The organism is Wenjunlia tyrosinilytica (assembly GCF_014646055.1).
Taxonomy (GTDB): domain Bacteria; phylum Actinomycetota; class Actinomycetes; order Streptomycetales; family Streptomycetaceae; genus Wenjunlia; species Wenjunlia tyrosinilytica.
The window spans coordinates 164,804-181,238 of record NZ_BMMS01000013.1; the positions used below are offsets into that span (position 1 = coordinate 164,804).

The following is a 16,435-nucleotide window of genomic DNA, read 5'->3' on the forward strand; positions in this document are numbered from 1 at the left end:
GACAACACGAAGGGCCGCATTCCCGACGGAGTGCGGCCCTTCGCCGTGTGCCCGGTCGCGGCCCGGTCAGTCGTCGGGGTTGTCCTCCGGGGCGAGTCCGAGGCCCGGGAGCAGGTCCGGGAGGAGCGGAGGCAGAGTGACCTCCTTGTCCGGCAGCCCCGGGACACCGGTGACGGCGCCGCCCTTGCCGCCCGTCGAGCCCGTGCTTCCGCTGGGGGAGGGAGTCTCCAGCACTCCACCGCCGATGAGGCCGCCGCCGTCCCCCTGCGAGGGCCTGGGGCTGGCGGAGTCGGTGCCCGGCCGGTCCGCCGTGCCCGGTGCGGGAGCCGCCGAGGACGAACCCGGGGCATGGGAACCGTCGTGCCGCGAGCCGCCCTTGCCGCCCGGCAGAACACCATGGCGCCCACCGCTGCGCTTGCCGCCGTCCTGCGGCTTGGGCAGGAGCGACCGCAGCGGGCCGACCTCATCCTCTATGGCGTCAAGGACCGACGAGACCCCCTGCTTGGTCCGGGACAGCTCGGCGGGCAGCTGCGGACTGAGCTGCGACCAGTGCTCCCGCTGCTTGTCCGAGAACGCCGCCAGTGCCTCGATGGGCTGCAGCGAGCCATTCCTGCGGTACGCCTCCCGCAGCAGGGTGTGCCCCTGCGCGGCCTCCTCCTGCATAACGGACAGCGCCCGGCGGACATCCTTGACCTGGTCCGCGTCCAAGGGGCCCGCCTTGCGGCGCTCCATCAGGCGGCGGGCCTCCTTCAGCCGCGTCGACGCCAGATCCAGATAGACCTGGCCCCGCTCGGTGTCGTCGTCGGCCATGCTCAGGCGGAGGTCCTCCATGCTGCGTTTGAGGCCGTAGAGCGTGTCGCCCGGCAGCGCGTCGGAGCTGGCCACGGCCGCCCCGGTGAAGCCGCCTGCCGCCACGCCCACCGCGAGCCCGCTCACGGCCAGCCTTCGGCCCCAGCGGGTCCTCGGGCGGAACCGGCTGAGCCGGGCCTGGGCGGGACTCGCGCGATGACTGCCGTGCGCCTTGGCCCCGCGCTGCTCGGGGACCCTGACCTGCTCGGGATCGAGCGTGCCGCCCGCGAAAGCCGCCTCCATGGCGGCCACGAGCTGCGCCCGCTGGACGGTCTTCACCTCCGGATCGAGCCCGGGGGAGGGCAGGCCGCCGAGCGCGTTGGCCAGGGCGAGCATGTGCTCCTGGGCCGCGTCGGCGTTGCGGTCCGCGGCATGCGCGCCGCGGGACTGCGCCGGTCCATGGGCCGACGCGTGCGCCGGTCCCTTGGCACGCGGCGTCGGATCGGCTCGGCCGGCCCGGTCCTTCTCGGGCGAGCCAGCGCCTGCCGCCTCGCCCTCGATGGCGTCGGGCACCTCGGCCTGCGCGTCAAGGGCCTGGGCGAAGGCGTTCGCCCGCCGGTGTGCCGTCGCATTGGCGATCACGGGCGGCACCTCCTCTCGTCGTCACCTTCGACTCCCAGCAATGGCCGAAGGGTTGCACAGCCTCTGCGTCTGCACCCGGTCGAGTGAATCCCCGAATGTGCGTCGGCACAGCTTTTCGGCCCCCCGACGGGGCCCGCACTGCATGCAACGAGCACCGTGCCACTCGGGTTACGCAGGCATGATGATGTGACCGGAATGCGGAGTTCGCGATGCTTCGCGGTGAAGTGCCTCACAGGGATCGGGGACCTCGGATCACCGTGCGTCGTCGGGCAGGAGCCGGGCGAGCGTGCGCACGGCCCGGTACTGGAGGGTCTTGATCGCGCCCTCGTTCTTGCCCATGATCCGGGCGGTCTCGGCGACCGAGAGCCCCTGGAGGAACCGGAGCGTCACGCACTCCTGTTGCTGGGGGTTGAGCTTGCGCACCGCCTGGAGCAGCGCCGCGTTCGACAGCGACTCCAGCACCGACTCCTCGGGGCTGCGCTCCACCTCGTTGGCGTCCAGCATCTCGCCCGTGGTGACCTCGAGGCGGAAACGGCTCGACTTGAAGTGATCCGCCACGAGGTTGCGCGCGATGGTGACCAGCCAGGCGCCGAAGTCGCGGCCCTGCCAGGTGAAGGTGCCGATGCGGCGCAGGGCGCGCAGAAAGGTCTCGCTTGTGAGGTCCTCGGCGGTCGCCCTGCCGCCCACCCGGTAGTAGATGTACCGGTAGACCGTGTCGGAGTACTGGTCGTAGAGCTGCCCGAACGCCTCGGCCTCGCCTGCCTGGGCGCGCTCGACCAGATCCATCATCCGGTTGCTGTCGCTGTCCGCCCCGGGCCGCCGGGCCGACTGGCCGCTGCCGCGCTGCTCCCTCGATGACGAGGAGGTGGTGCGGGTGCGGTGCGCTACGCCCGCGGGCGGGTTCGCCAAGGTGAGGACGGGGCCTGCGGAGATTGGTGCGGGGACATGTGCGGAGGCGAAGGCCGGCTCGGCGAACGCGGGGACGAGACCGCGCAGGTGGTGGTGCACCAGTGCGCGCAGCGTTGCCAGGCCTGAGGCGTCAACCCCGACGTGTGGGTACACGGGACTCCCAGAGGCAGAACTTCCATCACGTGCAGTACGGAACCGTTCACCCGTCGTAGGGACTGGTGGGTACCGGCGTGCGTCAGAGGAGAATAACGCTTCGTACAGGCGAGACTACACCGAGTTGTCGAAATCGCCGGTTGGGTCCGTACGCTTACGCATTGATGGCGGATCAAGTAGTGCGCAGTAGATGCGATTTGACCACTTCTTGATCGATCTTGGGCGGAATCGGCATGAATTGTGACCGGTCGGCAGTAACAAGCCAGCAGCCAGCGGGATGGTGGCGAGAAACCCGCCACGCCTACTTGCGCGGTTCAACCGATCAAAAGTTCACGTTTCACAGGCAGCGTCTGCGCCGCTGTATGGCCACGGCCGCCACCGCGCCGCCCGCCACCGCGCCCACTCCGGCCGCCGCCGGAATGCCGATCTTGGCCGCCTTGCGGCCCGTTCGGTAGTCCCGCAGCCGCCAGCCCTGCGTGTGCGCGTGCTTGCGCAGCGCCGAGTCGGGGTTGATGGCATAGGGATGGCCGACGAGGGAGAGCATCGGGATGTCGTTCGCCGAGTCGCTGTACGCGGCGCAGCGCGACAGGTCCAGATGCTCGGCGGCGGCCAGCGCCTTGACGGCCTCCGCCTTCGCCGGGCCGTGCAGGGGCTCGCCGACGAGGCGGCCGGTGTACACGCCGTTGACGGACTCCGAGACGGTGCCGAGGGCGCCGGTGAGGCCCATACGGCGGGCGATGATCGACGCCGTCTCGACCGGGGCCGCCGTCACCAGCCACACCCGCTGGCCGGCGTCGAGATGGGCCTGGGCCAGAGCACGGGTGCCGGGCCAGATCCGGTCGGCCATGTACTCGTCGAAGATGTCCTCGCCGATCTCCATCAGCTCTTCGACGCGGTGGCCCTTGATGATGGACAGCGCGCTCTCGCGCGCGTCGTGCATATGGCCGGCGTTCTCCGAGCCGGCGAGCCGGAACCACGCCTGCTGCCAGGCGAAGCGGGCGAGCTCGCGCTTGTGGAAGAACCTCCGCTTGTACAGCCCTCGGCCGAGGTGGAAGATCGCTGCGCCCTGCATCACCGTGTTGTCGAGATCGAAGAACGCGGCGGCGTAGGGGTCACCGGCGACCGGGAACTCGTCCTTGTCGCCCTCATGGGCGGCGGCCACCGCCGCCTCGGCGGCAGCCTCGCCTGCCAGCACGGTCCGCTCGGTGACGGACCGCTTTCCCGGGGTGAGCCTTCGCAGCACGGCCATGCGGCGAGCATAGCCAGTCCGCGGGGCGCAACTGAGGCAGGCAGGATTCCGCTTCGTGAACGCCGGGCGTCCGGACGTTGCACAATCGTTCCTGTGAGCCCACTGCTGCGCCGGGGCAAGGCCCCCTCCGACCACACCGTGACGTTGATCGGCAAGCCGGACTGCCATCTGTGCGACACCGCACGGGCGGTGGTGGAGAAGGTGACGTCGGAGTTGGGGGTGGAGTGGGAGGAACTCGACATCACCAAGGACGAGGAACTCCACCGGAAGTACTGGGAACAGATCCCGGTGACACTGATCGACGGCAAGCAGCACGACTTCTGGCGAGTGGACGAAGCCCGCCTCCGCAAGGCCCTGGGCGCGTAAGCACCGCAGGGCGCGCCGACGCGCGGAAATGTGGTCACCGCTGTGATGACGGTCGCACCGCCGGGCGGTGGTGGGGTATGCGCGCTGCCGCGCGAAGGATCAGTGGCGCCAGCGGCAGCGGTGAGTGTGCGGGCGGCCTGGCCCGCGCTGCCGGGCGGCGGTCTGGGGCGCGGCCCCGAGCCGGGGTACGGGGGCCGCTTTTGAACTTGGTAGTGAGCTTGGGGCTGAGCGCCCCCGCGTGCACCTCCCCGCACGAATGTGACATTGCACCACCTTTTCCGAAAACGGCACCCACATACCCCCGCCGGGGGCGGATGCGGCGAGGAGACGAAAACGCCCGCACCCGCAGCCCCACCGCCCACCGCGCGAAGCGCGCGGACCAGACCGCCGCTCGGCGGCGTAACCCAGCCCGCTCGGGGCTGTCGCCGCTGCTGTTGGCGCTTTTTGTCTTTCGCGCGGTAGCGCGCAGGTGGAACCGGTGCTCGGCGGTGTGACCGTCAGTTCGGTGGTAGTCGGCCGCTGCGCCTCCGGTCACCGCGCGAAGCGCGCAGATCAGACCGGCGCCCGGCGGTGTAACCCAGCCCGCTCGGGGGCTCCCTCCGCTGCTGTTGGCGCCTTTGTCTTTCGCGCGGTAGCGCGCAGGCGGCCCGGTACCCGGCGGCGTGACCGTCAGTTCAGCGGTGGTCTGCCGTAGCGAAGCCGCTGGCCCCAGGCCGTCGCGCGGAGCGCGCGGACCAGACCGGCGCCCGGCGGCGTAACCCAGCCCGCTCGGGGCTGTCGCCGCTGCTGTTGGCGCACGCCGAACCGGTGCCCGGCGGTGTGACCGTTGGTTCGGTGGCAGTCGGCCGCTGCGCCTCCGGTCACCGCGCGGAGCGCGCAGACCAGACCGGCGCCCGGCGGCGTAACCCAGCCCGCTCGGGGGCTCCCTCCGCTGCTGTTGGCGCCTTTGTCTTTCGCGCGGTAGCGCGCACGCGGCCCGGTGCCCGGCGGCGTGACCGTCAGTTCAGCGGTGGTCTGCCGTAGCGAAGCCGCTGGCCCCGGGCCGTCGCGCGGAGCGCGCGGACCAGACCGGCGCCCGGCGGTGTAACTCAGCCCGCTCGGGGCTGTCGCCGCTGCTGTTGGCGCACGCCGAACCGGTGCCCGGCGGTGTGACCGTTGGTTCGGTGGCAGTCGGCCGCTGCGCCTCCGGTCACTGCGCGGAGCGCGCGGACCAGACTGCCGCTCGGCGGTGTAACCCAGCCCGCTCGGGGCTGTCGCCGCTGCTGTTGGCGCACGCCGAACCGGTGCCCGGCGGTGTGACCGTTGGTTCGGTGGCAGTCGGCCGCTGCGCCTCCGGTCACTGCGCGGAGCGCGCAGATCAGACCGCCGCTCGGCGGCGTAACCCAGCCCGCTCGGGGACTCTCACCGCTGCCGTTGGCGCCCTTGTTCTTCGCGCGGCAGCGCGCAGACCGCACCGGCGCGCGGCAGCGTGACCGTCAGTTCAGTGGTGGTCTACCCCTGGGCCGCCGCGCGGAGCGTGGCTTTGAGCGGAAGCGCGGCCCCTACCCCTGCGGTGGGGTAGGGGGAGGGGGAGGTTCCGCGATGCCCGCAGTGGCGGTGCGGCGGAAGCCGACTCTTTCGTAGACGCGGGCCACCGCCTCGCTGTCGGCGGACAAGAAGATCAACGACGCCCCGCCCGCCAGGGCGTCCTGCGCCAGAGCCGAGGTCACGGCCGCTCCCAAACCGCCCCGCCGGTAGGCGGGGAGGGTGCCCACGCCCACTATCTCCGTCGTGTCGCCCACCGGCTGGTGGCTGCCCGCCGCGATCGGCCCCTGGGGCCCGTACGCCACGTACATCACCGTTCGACCGGCCCGCAGCCGCCCGCGAAGGGCCTCGATCGCCTCGGGCTGCTCTCCCACCGCCGCCAGGTCCCGCTCCGCGGTCCCCGCCGACCCCCGCTCCGTCCCCGATGTGCTGAACGCCACGACCGGCACACTGTGGATCACCGCCAGGTCCTCGGCGTCGGCCTCCACCCTCCGGATCTCCACCGGCCCCTCCGGCGCCGACACCGGGGTGAACGCCTCGGGGTCCAGCGCCAGCAGGGGGTGCATATGGACATGCAGCCCCGCCTCCCGCGCGGCCCACCGCATCGACGGCGTCGTCTCGTCGACCCACTCGAACGCCTCGGGTATGGCCAGTTCCCGCTGGCGCTCCCGCACCGCCCGCACGTCCTGACCCGTCACGGTCGTCGGCCCGCCCTGCTCCCCGGCCAGCCGCGGACGGGCGTAGTACGGCCACCCCGCCCCGTTGCGCACGAACAGGACCAGTGGGCCCATGTGTTCGGTGCGCGCGGCGGAGCGCGGCACCGCGTCGTAGTACCGCTCGAGGCGGCGCAGAATCTCGGTCCGGGCAGGCGGGGCTTCGGTCACGACGGTCATCCAAGCGGCTGCCCGCGCCGCGCGGCGAGCGATTTCCGATTCAGGCACGTTTCCCCACTCTTTGTTCGACATGTGGCACAGGCGTTCTATGGGGCGCCATTGTTCGTTTACCATCGAGGGGTTTTGTGCCACCCGGGGGGCGTTGGTTAGGAGTGTGAACACGTGCTCTCCGGGCGATTCCAGGGATCGCCACGAGCCGGGCGCGCCGTCAGCGGCACGGGCGGCACCGGGTACGCCGTCGTGGACCTCGAGGCGACCGGTCCCAACCCCAAGCGTCATCGTGTCGTGGAGGTGGCCGTCGTGCTGCTCGACCGCGATTGCCGCGTGGAGGGCGAGTTCAGCACACTCCTCGACCCCGCGGGCCCCGTCGGCCCCACGCACATCCACGGCATCGCCGGGCACGACACCGAGGGCGCCCCAGCTTTCGCCGACATCGCCCCCTACCTGCTCAGGTTGCTGCACGGCCGCGTCCTCGTCGGCCACCACGTCAACTGCGACCGCGGCTTCCTCGTCGGCGAGTACTCCCGCCTCGGCGTCGTCTTCCCCGACGTGCCCACCCTGTGCACCATGCGCCTGGCCGCGGACCACCTCCCCGCGCTCGCCACACCCTCCCTGCGCGCCTGCTGTGCCGCCGCCGGGCTGCCCGCCTACGCCGAGCACACCGCGCTGGGCGACGCCCACGCCGCCGCGGCCCTTCTCGGGCACTACGCCGCGAGGGACCGCCTCGAGGAGCGAGCATGGAATCAGGTGCTGCTCGAGGCGGTTGGGCTGCAATGGCCCGTGATGGCCTCTGGCGGAGTGCCGCGGACGTGGCACAGGAGTGACGCACGGGGCCTGAAGGGGAACGTGTGGCGCAGTCACATGGTGCCGGTTGCCCGAAAAGGGAGTGCGTGATGCCCGTCACTTCCCTAGGACAATTTGGACACCATCTTTGTGCACGCGTTCACAAAGGCATAGCCTTCAGTGCACAGGACGGCCCCGGGGACAGTGGCCGCCCGCAGCCCAGCTCTACCCGCAGGAGCATCGTGGCAACTGGCCGAACACACCGACCGGCGAGCCGGAGCCGAGGAATCCCGGAGGCAACGGTTGCCCGTCTTCCGCTGTACCTCCGCGCCCTGACCGCGCTGTCAGAGCGTTCCGTGCCGACGGTCTCCTCCGAGGAACTCGCCGCCGCGGCGGGAGTCAATTCCGCCAAGCTGCGCAAGGACTTCTCCTACCTCGGCTCGTACGGCACCAGGGGTGTCGGCTACGACGTCGAGTACCTCGTCTACCAGATCTCCAGGGAACTGGGCTTGACCCAGGACTGGCCGGTCGTCATCGTCGGCATCGGAAACCTGGGCCACGCGCTCGCGAACTACGGGGGATTCGCCTCCCGTGGTTTCCGAGTCGCGGCCCTGATCGACGCCGACCCGTCCGCGACCGGAAAGATCACCGCCGGTCTGCCGGTTCGGCACACGGACGAGCTCGAGACCATCATCCGGGAGAACCAGGTGTCCATCGGCGTCATCGCGACACCCGCGGGCGCGGCGCAGGAGGTGTGCGAACGCCTGGTCGCGGCCGGGGTCACCAGCATCCTGAACTTCGCCCCGACGGTCCTCTCCGTGCCGGACGGTGTGGACGTGCGCAAGGTGGACCTGTCCATAGAGCTGCAGATCCTCGCCTTCCACGAGCAGCGCAAGTCCGGTGAGGAGGCGCTCGCCGCCGCCGCGGAGGCTGCCGACGCCGATGGCCCCGGCACTCGGGGAAAGCCCGAAAAATCCCAGAAGGCCACGCCGCTCGCCGCTCCCGCCAAGGCCGCCAAGGCCGCGGTGAAGGCCGCCGTGGCACGCAAGACCGGGCGCTCGGGCCCTGACGGGGAAGTCCCCGCCGTGATGCCGGCATGAGTGTCCTCGTCGTCGGCCTGAGCCACCGCTCCGCCCCGGTCAGCGTCCTCGAACGAGCCGCGCTCACCGGGGACGAGCAGGGCAAGCTGCTCCAGGACGCCCTCGCGGCGGAACCGGTTGCTGAAGCGGTTCTGCTGTCGACGTGCAACCGCATGGAGGTCTACGCCGACGTGGAGAAGTTCCACGCCGGTGTCGCCGAGCTGTCCACGCTCCTGGCGCTGCACAGCGGTGTCTGCCTCGAGGAGCTGACCCCGCACCTGTACGTGCACTACGAGGACCGGGCCGTCCACCACCTGTTCTCGGTGGCCTGCGGTCTGGACTCCATGGTCGTCGGCGAGGGCCAGATCCTCGGGCAGCTCAAGGACGCCCTGGGCCTCGGCCAGGAGCTGCACAGCGCCGGACGGGCCCTGAACGACCTGTTCCAGCAGGCCCTGCGCGTCGGCAAGCGCGCCCACAGCGAGACGGGCATCGACAAGGCCGGGCAGTCCCTGGTCACCTTCGGCCTCGAACAGCTCTCCGGTGTCGTCGGTGAACTCACGGGCAAGCGCGCCCTCGTCGTCGGCGCGGGCTCCATGAGCTCGCTCGCCGCCGCGACGCTGGCCCGGGCGGGCGTCGGCGACCTGGTCATCGCCAACCGCACCCTGGAGCGCGCCGAGCGCCTCGCCGCCTCGGTGAACGGGCGCGCCGTACCGTTCACCCAGGTCCCCCGCGAGCTCGTCAAGGCCGACATCGTCGTCTCCTGTACCGGCGCGGCCGGCCTCGTGCTCACCCACGAAGCCGTCGCCGAGGCCGTGGCCGAGCGTGAGACCTGCGGACTGCACGGCTCGCTCGCCGTCCTCGACCTCGCCATGCCGCGCGACGTGGACGCCGAGGTCCACCGCATCGAGGGCGCCCACCTCGTCGACCTGGAACTGCTCGCCGAGGCCGAGTCGCACGCCGCCGGCGCCGGTGACGTCGACCAGGTCCGCAGGATCGTCTCGGCGGAGGTCGCCTCCTTCGGCGCCGCCCAGCGCGCCGAGCGCATCACCCCGACCGTGGTCGCCCTGCGCGCCATGGCGGCCGACGTCGTCGCCGGTGAGATCGCCCGGCTCGACGGCCGCCTGCCCGACCTCGACGACAAGCAGCGCGCCGAGATCTCCCAGACCGTGCGCCGTGTCGTGGACAAGCTCCTGCACGCGCCCACCGTGCGGGTCAAGCAGCTCGCGGGTGAACCCGGCGGCGCCGGGTACGCGGATGCCCTGCGCGAACTGTTCGACCTCGACCCGCAGGCGGTCACCGCCATCAGCCGGGCCGACATCGGCGACCCGAATCGAGGGCGGCCATGAGCACCACCCCTGACACCCCCCTGCGGCTGGGAACGCGCCGCAGCCCCCTGGCGACGGCCCAGTCCGGCATGATCGCCGAGGCGGTGCGCTCCGCCACCGGCCGCCGCGTCGAACTGGTGGAGATCACCACCCACGGCGACACCTCCCGCGAGAACCTCGCCCAGATCGGCGGCACCGGCGTCTTCGTCTCCGCCCTGCGCGACGCCCTGCTCGCCGGGACCATCGACTTCGCCGTGCACTCGCTCAAGGACCTGCCGACCGCGCCCGCCGAAGGGCTGGTGCTCGCCGCCGTGCCCGAGCGTGAGGACCCGCGCGACGTGATCGTCGCCCGCGACGGCCTCACCCTCGCGGGGCTCGCGGCGGATTCCTCCCGAGGGGGTTCCTCCCGGGGCACCGCCCGCGTCGGCACCGGCTCCCCGCGCCGCATGGCCCAGCTCAACCACTGGGCCCGCGCGCACGGCGTGGAGCTGACCGCCGTGCCGATCCGCGGCAATGTCGACACCCGGATCGGCTTCGTGCGCTCCGGTGAACTCGACGCCGTCGTCCTCGCCCGCGCCGGGCTGTCCCGGCTCGGACGCCTGAGCGACGCCACCGAGACGCTCGACACCGATGTGGTTCTGCCCGCCCCCGGCCAGGGGGCACTGGCGATCGAGTGCGCTGCGGCCAACGCAGAGCTCGCCGCCCAGCTCGCCGTGCTCGACGACCCGCACACCCGGGTCGCCGTCACCGCCGAGCGATCCCTGCTCGCCGCCCTCGAAGCCGGCTGCTCCGCCCCTGTGGGCGCGCTCGCCGACATCGTGGAAGGCGACACTGTTACCGAGCTGCGCCTGCGCGGTGTCGTCGGCATGGTCGACGGCAGCTCGCTGGTGCAGATGTCCACCACCGGAACTGTCCCCCCATCCGGCGACGCAGCCGCGGCCCTGGGCCGTGAGCTCGCCGTCGAGATGCTCGCCAAGGGCGCAGCCGGTCTGATGGGGGAGCGAGCACTTTGAGCCCCACCACCGCCCAGCCCCAGTCCACCGGCCGACCCGGTCGGCGAGCTCTGGGCCATGTCACCTTCCTCGGTGCCGGGCCGGGAGATCCCGGCCTGCTCACCCTGCGTGCCGTCGAGGCGTTGGCCGAGGCCGACGTGCTCGTCGCCGACGCGGTCGTCCTCGACGCCGTGCGCAAGCACTCCGGCGCAGGCGTGGACATCGCGGACCCGAGCGCGGCCGGCGGCTCCGGCGAGTCCGTGGCCAAGCTTGTCATGTCGTCCTCGCGGGGCGGCAAGCGGGTCGTGCGTGCCGTCGCGGGCGATCCCGGCCTCGACGGCCGGGCCGCCGAGGAGATGCTGGCCTGCGCCAAGGCGGGCATCCCGTTCGAGGTGGTGCCCGGCGTCGCCAACGCCGTCGGTGTCCCCGCCTACGCGGGTATCCCGCTGCGCTCCGCCAGGGGCGCGGACGTCCGCTTCGTCGAGGCCGAGACCGCCTCGGAGCGGTGCTGGAACGAGGTCGGCGCCAGTGACGCCACTCTCGTCGTCAACACCACCCTCGAGGCCGTCGCCGCCGCCGCGGCCGAGCTGATCGCCTCCGGGCGGAAGCCGGACACCCCGCTCACGGTCACGGTCGCCGGCACCACGACGCGCCAGCGCACCTGGACCGCGACGCTGTCGACGATCGCGGCCGAGCTCAAGGCCACGAAGGCCCTCCCGGCCGCCGAGCCGGGGCAGCCCGCCATAGCCGTGGTCGGTGAGCAGACCGGCCAGCGCGATCAGCTCTCCTGGTTCGAGACCAAGCCGCTTTTCGGCTGGAAGGTGCTCGTCCCCAGGACCAAGGAGCAGGCCGCTTCGCTCTCCGACCAGTTGCGCTCGTACGGCGCGGTGCCCCACGAGGTCCCGACCATCGCCGTCGAGCCCCCGCGCACCCCCCAGCAGATGGAACGGGCGGTCAAGGGCCTGGTCACCGGCCGCTACGAATGGATCGCCTTCACCTCGGTCAACGCCGTCAAGGCGGTCCGGGAGAAGTTCGAGGAGTACGGGCTCGACGCCCGCGCCTTCGCCGGGATCAAGGTCGCCGCCGTCGGCGAGCAGACCGCCAGGTCCTTGGTCGAGTTCGGCGTCAAGCCGGACCTGGTGCCCAGCGGCGAGCAGTCGGCCGCGGGCCTGCTGGAGGACTGGCCGCCCTACGACCCGGTCTTCGACCCGATCGACCGCGTCTTCCTCCCCCGCGCCGACATCGCGACCGAGACACTGGTCGCGGGACTGATCGACCTCGGCTGGGAGGTGGACGACGTGACGGCCTACCGGACCGTGCGCGCCTCGCCGCCGCCCGCCGACACCCGTGAGGCGATCAAGGGCGGCGGCTTCGACGCGGTGCTCTTCACCTCGTCCTCGACCGTCCGCAATCTGGTCGGGATCGCGGGCAAGCCCCACAACGTCACCGTGATCGCGTGCATCGGCCCGGCCACCGCCAAGACCGCCGAGGAGCACGGCCTGCGCGTGGACGTGCTCTCCCCCGAGCCGTCCGTCCACGCCCTCGCCGAGGCCCTCGCCGAGTTCGGTGCCGCCCGGCGGGCCGCCGCCGTCGACGCCGGCGAGCAGGTCACCCGACCCAGCGAACGACGCCCCGGATCCCGCAGGAGGGCCCGCGGATGAGCACCATGTACGGCCAGTTCCCGGGAGCCCGCCCCCGCAGGCTCCGCACCACCCCGGCCATGCGCCGCCTGGCCGCCGAGACCCGGCTGCACCCGGCCGAGCTGATCCTCCCCGCTTTCGTCCGCGAGGGCATCAGCGAGCCGGTACCGATCTCCACCATGCCCGGTGTGGTCCAGCACACCCGGGACACCCTCCGCAAGGCCGCGCACGACGCGGTGGCGGCGGGCGTCGGCGGCATCATGCTCTTCGGTGTCCCGGAGACCAAGGACGCGATCGGCTCCTCGGGCACCGACCCGGACGGCATCCTCCAGGTCGCCATCCGGGACGTGATCTCCGAGATCGGCGACGCCGCCGTCGTCATGTCCGACCTGTGCCTGGACGAGCACACCGACCACGGCCACTGCGGTGTCCTGGACGAGCGGGGCGGGGTGGACAACGACGCCACGCTCGAGCGCTACGCGGAGATGGCCCGGGTCCAGGCCGACGCGGGTGTCCACGTCGTCGGCCCCAGCGGCATGATGGACGGCCAGGTCGGTGTGATCCGCCGTGCCCTCGACGAGGCGGGCCACCAGGACGTGGCGATCCTCGCCTACACGGCGAAGTACGCCTCCGGCCTCTACGGCCCGTTCCGCGAGGCCGTCGCCTCTTCGCTCAAGGGCGACCGCAAGACCTATCAGCAGGACCCGGCCAACGCCCGCGAGTCGCTGCGCGAACTGGCCCTCGACCTCGCCGAGGGTGCGGACATGGTCATGGTCAAGCCGGCGCTTCCCTGCCTGGATGTGCTGCGCCAGTTCGCGGACATCGCGGACGTCCCGGTCGCCGCCTACCAGATCTCGGGCGAGTACTCGATGGTCGAGGCGGCCGCCGCCAACGGCTGGATCGACCGCGACCGCGTGATCATGGAGACACTGACCTCGATCCGCCGGGCCGGGGCGAGCAGCATCCTGACCTACTGGGCGACGGAGGTCGCCGGGCACCTGCGCGACCAGTGACCGGATGACCCAGGACCCGGAAGGGGCCCTTCGAGGACGGCGTCGCACCGCCCTCGAAGGGCCCCTTCGTTCACGCGTCAACGGGACGCCGGCCGGCGCTACCGCACCTTGGCCAGCGCCTCCCTGGCGGCCTTGAGGGCTCCGGCCTCGATCTCCTTGGCGGCGGGGTCCTTGCCGTCCTCGAAGCCCGCGCCGTCGTACGAGACGGTCAGGGTGACATTGCTCCGGCGCACGACCACCGTCACATCCCGGTAGGTCTCCTTGTCCTTCTCCACCTCGGCGCTGACGAGCTGGGACTCGTCGCCCAGCCCCGCCTCGCGCACGGACGGGTCCTGACCCTTCTTCAGGCCGTCCGGCCTGGCCGTGGAGGACCTCAGCTTCGCGAACGCGGTCTTCGCCTGCTCCTCGGCGCTGCCGATTCCCTGCACGCTGTCCGAGCGCCGGAACGCCACGTCCAGCCAGTGGTACTGGAACCCGTCCAGCCCGTTCCAGCTGCAACTCGCCCGGGCGCTGGTGTCGGAGGACTGCGCGGCGTCGCCCGCCGCGTCCTTCGTCGCGGGCACCAGGGACGTCACCGTGCCCTTGGACAGCACCTTGCAGGGGTTGGGCAGCGCGGTGTACTTGGCGGGCGCCAGGCTCGGGGCGGCCGACTTCTTCACCTTCGGTGTGGACTTGTCGGACGAGCCGGAGCTGTTGGAGTCCGACGAGCCCGAACAGCCGGCGATGAGCACCGGCACGGCGGCCACGGCCAGCGCGCGGGCGATCCTGGAGGCTATTGGTCGCATGGTTCCTTCTGCTTGCGGTGGTTCGACGTAAACGGCCACAATACGCGGCCCTACTGCTCGCTCAGCCGCTCGGCGAGGTCCTTGGCCGCCATCCGCGCGGCTGTCTGGAGTTCGTCGCTGGAGGGCAGCGTCGAGTCCCGCTGCGGCCATTCCTGGTACTCGACGGTGACCACGACGTTGGCCTTGCGGAAGACGAGCGTCGCGTCGCGGTGCGGCAGGGCGTCGTCGGGGGCGGCCTTCTCCGTGATGAACGCCTCATCCCCTATCCCGTCCACGGCGTGGGGCACCACGGCCGCGTCACCGGAGTCCGCGGACGTGGAAGAGGAGGAGGCCGACGCGGCGCCACTGGGCACGTCCGCGCTGGTGGCGGTGTCCAAGTAGTCGTCCTGCGCCTGCTCTTCGTCGCTGGTGGCGTCGTCGTACGAGACGACCCGCTCGAAGTCCACATGCAGGTAGCGGGTCCACTCGTCGTTCTTGAGCGTCCACTCGCAGCCTGCGCGCCGGTCGTTGTCGAACGTGAGTGTGGCCTTGCCCACACCGTCCCCGTCGCCCACCGCGCTGTCGGAGCCGCCCTGCCGGGCGCTCGCGGCGGCGCTCTCCTTCGCTCCGGGAAGGAGCTTGCCGAGAGTGTCCTCGGAGACCGCCGCGCAGGGCTCCGGCAGCAGTTGGAACTTCCCCGGGGAAGCGGCCGGCTCCGCCTTGGTGGTCTCTCCGGGCTTGGGGGTGCTCTTGGCGGTGTCCTGGCCCGGGGAACCGGTGCAGGAGACACCCGCGAGCAGTAGTAGCCCGACGGCCGCCGGCACGGCGGCAGCATGGCGAAGTCGCCTTGCCAGCAGGGCCATTCGGCGTTCCTCTCCCCGAAAATCCATTGCCCACACCGTATCCACCATGGCTACATGGACCCCGCCACCTGTTCGAGACGACGAGGAAGGAGGGGGACGTTGACCTTCATTGTCTACCGCAGAGGCCGACGTATGCGCCTCTCCAGGGCCTGTTCCGCGCGCTGAATCCACTTTTGCCGCGCTCGCCCGTATTCCTATGCTTTTTACGTATCGACCAGGAGGTCATGCAATGAGTTACACCGAGGTGCCCGGCGTCAAGGTGCCGATCCGCATGTGGACGGACCCGGCCACGGTCGAGGGCCAGGCCATGCAGCAGCTGCGCAATGTCTCCTCGCTGCCGTGGATCAGCGGCCTCGCCGTGATGCCGGACGTGCACTACGGCAAGGGCGCGACCGTCGGCTCGGTCATCGCGATGCGCGGTGCCGTGTGCCCGGCGGCGGTGGGCGTGGACATCGGCTGCGGCATGAGCGCGGTGAAGACCTCGCTGACCGCCCGCGACCTGCCCGACGACCTGTCCCGGCTGCGCTCGAAGATCGAGCAGGCCATCCCGGTCGGCCGCGGAATGCACCAGGAGCCCGTGGATCCGCGTGATCTGCACGGCTTCCCGACGGCCGGGTGGGGCGGCTTCTGGGAGCGGTTCGAGGGCCTGGCCGACGCGGTGAGGTTCCGCCGGGAGCGGGCGCTCTCCCAGATGGGGACGCTCGGATCCGGCAACCACTTCATCGAGTTCTGCCTCGACGAGTCGGGATCGGTCTGGCTGATGCTCCACTCCGGATCGCGCAACATCGGCAAGGAGCTCGCCGAGCACCACATGGGCGTCGCGCAGGGCCTGCCGCACAACCAGGGCCTGGTCGACCGCGATCTCGCCGTCTTCATCGCGGACACCCCGCAGATGGCGGCATACCGCGAGGACCTGTTCTGGGCGCAGGAGTACGCGAAGCTCAACCGCGCGGTGATGATGGCGCTCTTCCAGGACGTGGTCCGCGGGGAGTTCCGCAAGGCGAGGGTCACCTTCGACGAGGTGATCTCGTGCCACCACAACTACGTGGCCGAGGAGTCCTACGGCGGTGTGGAACTGCTGGTGACCCGCAAGGGCGCCATCCGGGCGGGCTCGGGCGACATGGGCATCATCCCGGGCTCCATGGGCACCGGCTCGTACATCGTGCGCGGCCTGGGCAACCCGGCGGCGTTCAACTCCGCCTCCCACGGCGCGGGCCGCAAGATGAGCCGCAACGCGGCGAAGAAGCGGTTCTCGACGCGGGACCTGGAGGAGCAGACCAAGGGCGTCGAGTGCCGCAAGGACTCCGGCGTCGTGGACGAGATCCCGGGGGCCTACAAGAAGATCGAGAAGGTCATCGAGCAGCAGAGCGACCTCGTCGAGGTCGTGGCGAAGCTCAAGCAGGTGATCTGCGTCAAGGGGTGACAGCCCCTGCGCCGCGCCGAGGGCGTCC

At 71.4% G+C, this 16,435-nt stretch carries 14 protein-coding genes; 8 read left to right on the plus strand and 6 right to left on the minus strand.

Annotation, left to right across the window (positions count from 1 at the left end; genetic code table 11):
* Nucleotides 1–66: 66 nt before the first annotated feature.
* The 3 genes from IEY86_RS16600 to IEY86_RS16610 all read right to left on the minus strand — a co-directional run bounded on the left by IEY86_RS16600 (nucleotide 67) and on the right by IEY86_RS16610 (nucleotide 3,742).
* Nucleotides 67–1,431: a DUF5667 domain-containing protein gene (locus IEY86_RS16600; protein WP_189132468.1), complete on the minus strand. Its 1,365-nt coding sequence runs from the start codon at nucleotides 1,429–1,431 to the stop codon at nucleotides 67–69.
* Between the two features lie 252 nt (nucleotides 1,432–1,683).
* On the minus strand, nucleotides 1,684–2,493 hold the full coding sequence (locus tag IEY86_RS16605; RefSeq protein ID WP_189132469.1) for an ECF subfamily RNA polymerase sigma factor, BldN family: 810 nt from the start codon (nucleotides 2,491–2,493) through the stop codon (nucleotides 1,684–1,686).
* Between the two features lie 337 nt (nucleotides 2,494–2,830).
* Nucleotides 2,831–3,742 (minus strand): HAD family hydrolase, encoded by a 912-nt coding sequence (locus tag IEY86_RS16610; protein ID WP_189132470.1) that lies wholly within the window; start codon nucleotides 3,740–3,742, stop codon nucleotides 2,831–2,833.
* A gap of 93 nt (nucleotides 3,743–3,835) precedes the next feature.
* Here IEY86_RS16610 and IEY86_RS16615 point away from each other — a divergent pair, with 93 nt between their 5' ends.
* A complete protein-coding gene (locus tag IEY86_RS16615; RefSeq protein ID WP_189132471.1) occupies nucleotides 3,836–4,108 on the plus strand; it encodes a glutaredoxin family protein in 273 nt (90 codons plus the stop codon).
* Nucleotides 4,109–5,649: 1,541 nt separating this feature from the next.
* Here the strand turns inward: IEY86_RS16615 and IEY86_RS16620 are convergent.
* A complete protein-coding gene (locus IEY86_RS16620) occupies nucleotides 5,650–6,525 on the minus strand; it encodes a GNAT family N-acetyltransferase (RefSeq protein WP_189132472.1) in 876 nt (291 codons plus the stop codon).
* A 162-nt stretch (nucleotides 6,526–6,687) separates the two neighbouring features.
* Here IEY86_RS16620 and IEY86_RS16625 point away from each other — a divergent pair, with 162 nt between their 5' ends.
* The 6 genes from IEY86_RS16625 to hemB all read left to right on the plus strand — a co-directional run bounded on the left by IEY86_RS16625 (nucleotide 6,688) and on the right by hemB (nucleotide 13,357).
* On the plus strand, nucleotides 6,688–7,419 hold the full coding sequence (locus IEY86_RS16625; protein WP_189132473.1) for a 3'-5' exonuclease: 732 nt from the start codon (nucleotides 6,688–6,690) through the stop codon (nucleotides 7,417–7,419).
* 131 nt (nucleotides 7,420–7,550) lie between these two features.
* Nucleotides 7,551–8,408, plus strand: coding sequence for a redox-sensing transcriptional repressor Rex (locus tag IEY86_RS16630; protein WP_189132474.1), 858 nt, complete (start codon nucleotides 7,551–7,553; stop codon nucleotides 8,406–8,408).
* Complete coding sequence (locus IEY86_RS16635) at nucleotides 8,405–9,733, plus strand: glutamyl-tRNA reductase (RefSeq protein WP_189132475.1); 1,329 nt, start codon at nucleotides 8,405–8,407, stop codon at nucleotides 9,731–9,733. Before IEY86_RS16630 ends, IEY86_RS16635 begins: the two co-directional genes overlap by 4 nt.
* The gene (gene hemC / locus IEY86_RS16640; protein ID WP_189132476.1) at nucleotides 9,730–10,725 is read left to right on the plus strand and encodes a hydroxymethylbilane synthase; all 996 of its coding nucleotides are present in this window, start codon (nucleotides 9,730–9,732) and stop codon (nucleotides 10,723–10,725) included. The genes IEY86_RS16635 and hemC overlap by 4 nt, the downstream gene beginning before the upstream one ends.
* Nucleotides 10,722–12,365, plus strand: a complete 1,644-nt coding sequence (locus tag IEY86_RS16645; protein ID WP_189132477.1) for a bifunctional uroporphyrinogen-III C-methyltransferase/uroporphyrinogen-III synthase — start codon at nucleotides 10,722–10,724, stop codon at nucleotides 12,363–12,365. Before hemC ends, IEY86_RS16645 begins: the two co-directional genes overlap by 4 nt.
* On the plus strand, nucleotides 12,362–13,357 hold the full coding sequence (gene hemB / locus IEY86_RS16650; protein WP_189132478.1) for a porphobilinogen synthase: 996 nt from the start codon (nucleotides 12,362–12,364) through the stop codon (nucleotides 13,355–13,357). The genes IEY86_RS16645 and hemB overlap by 4 nt, the downstream gene beginning before the upstream one ends.
* Nucleotides 13,358–13,455: 98 nt before the next feature.
* Here hemB and IEY86_RS16655 read toward each other — a convergent pair whose 3' ends face one another.
* Entirely contained in the window at nucleotides 13,456–14,142 is a 687-nt protein-coding gene (locus IEY86_RS16655; protein WP_189132479.1) for a DUF3558 domain-containing protein, read from the minus strand.
* Nucleotides 14,143–14,192: 50 nt separating this feature from the next.
* Nucleotides 14,193–14,984, minus strand: a complete 792-nt coding sequence (locus IEY86_RS16660; RefSeq protein ID WP_189132480.1) for a hypothetical protein — start codon at nucleotides 14,982–14,984, stop codon at nucleotides 14,193–14,195.
* A 229-nt stretch (nucleotides 14,985–15,213) separates the two neighbouring features.
* Here IEY86_RS16660 and IEY86_RS16665 point away from each other — a divergent pair, with 229 nt between their 5' ends.
* Nucleotides 15,214–16,407: an RtcB family protein gene (locus IEY86_RS16665; RefSeq protein WP_189132481.1), complete on the plus strand. Its 1,194-nt coding sequence runs from the start codon at nucleotides 15,214–15,216 to the stop codon at nucleotides 16,405–16,407.
* The last annotated feature ends 28 nt before the right edge of the window (nucleotides 16,408–16,435 follow it).

Excerpts from the sequence above, each read along its gene's own strand:
- IEY86_RS16610 (WP_189132470.1), bottom strand. The coding sequence starts at position 3,742 with ATGGCCGTGCTGCGAAGGCTCACCCCGGGAAAGCGGTCCGTCACCGAG.
- IEY86_RS16620 (WP_189132472.1), bottom strand. The coding sequence starts at position 6,525 with ATGACCGTCGTGACCGAAGCCCCGCCTGCCCGGACCGAGATTCTGCGC.
- IEY86_RS16635 (WP_189132475.1), top strand. The coding sequence starts at position 8,405 with ATGAGTGTCCTCGTCGTCGGCCTGAGCCACCGCTCCGCCCCGGTCAGC.
- hemC (WP_189132476.1), top strand. The coding sequence starts at position 9,730 with ATGAGCACCACCCCTGACACCCCCCTGCGGCTGGGAACGCGCCGCAGC.
- hemB (WP_189132478.1), top strand. The coding sequence starts at position 12,362 with ATGAGCACCATGTACGGCCAGTTCCCGGGAGCCCGCCCCCGCAGGCTC.
- IEY86_RS16655 (WP_189132479.1), bottom strand. The coding sequence starts at position 14,142 with ATGCGACCAATAGCCTCCAGGATCGCCCGCGCGCTGGCCGTGGCCGCC.
- IEY86_RS16660 (WP_189132480.1), bottom strand. The coding sequence starts at position 14,984 with ATGGCCCTGCTGGCAAGGCGACTTCGCCATGCTGCCGCCGTGCCGGCG.
- IEY86_RS16665 (WP_189132481.1), top strand. The coding sequence starts at position 15,214 with ATGAGTTACACCGAGGTGCCCGGCGTCAAGGTGCCGATCCGCATGTGG.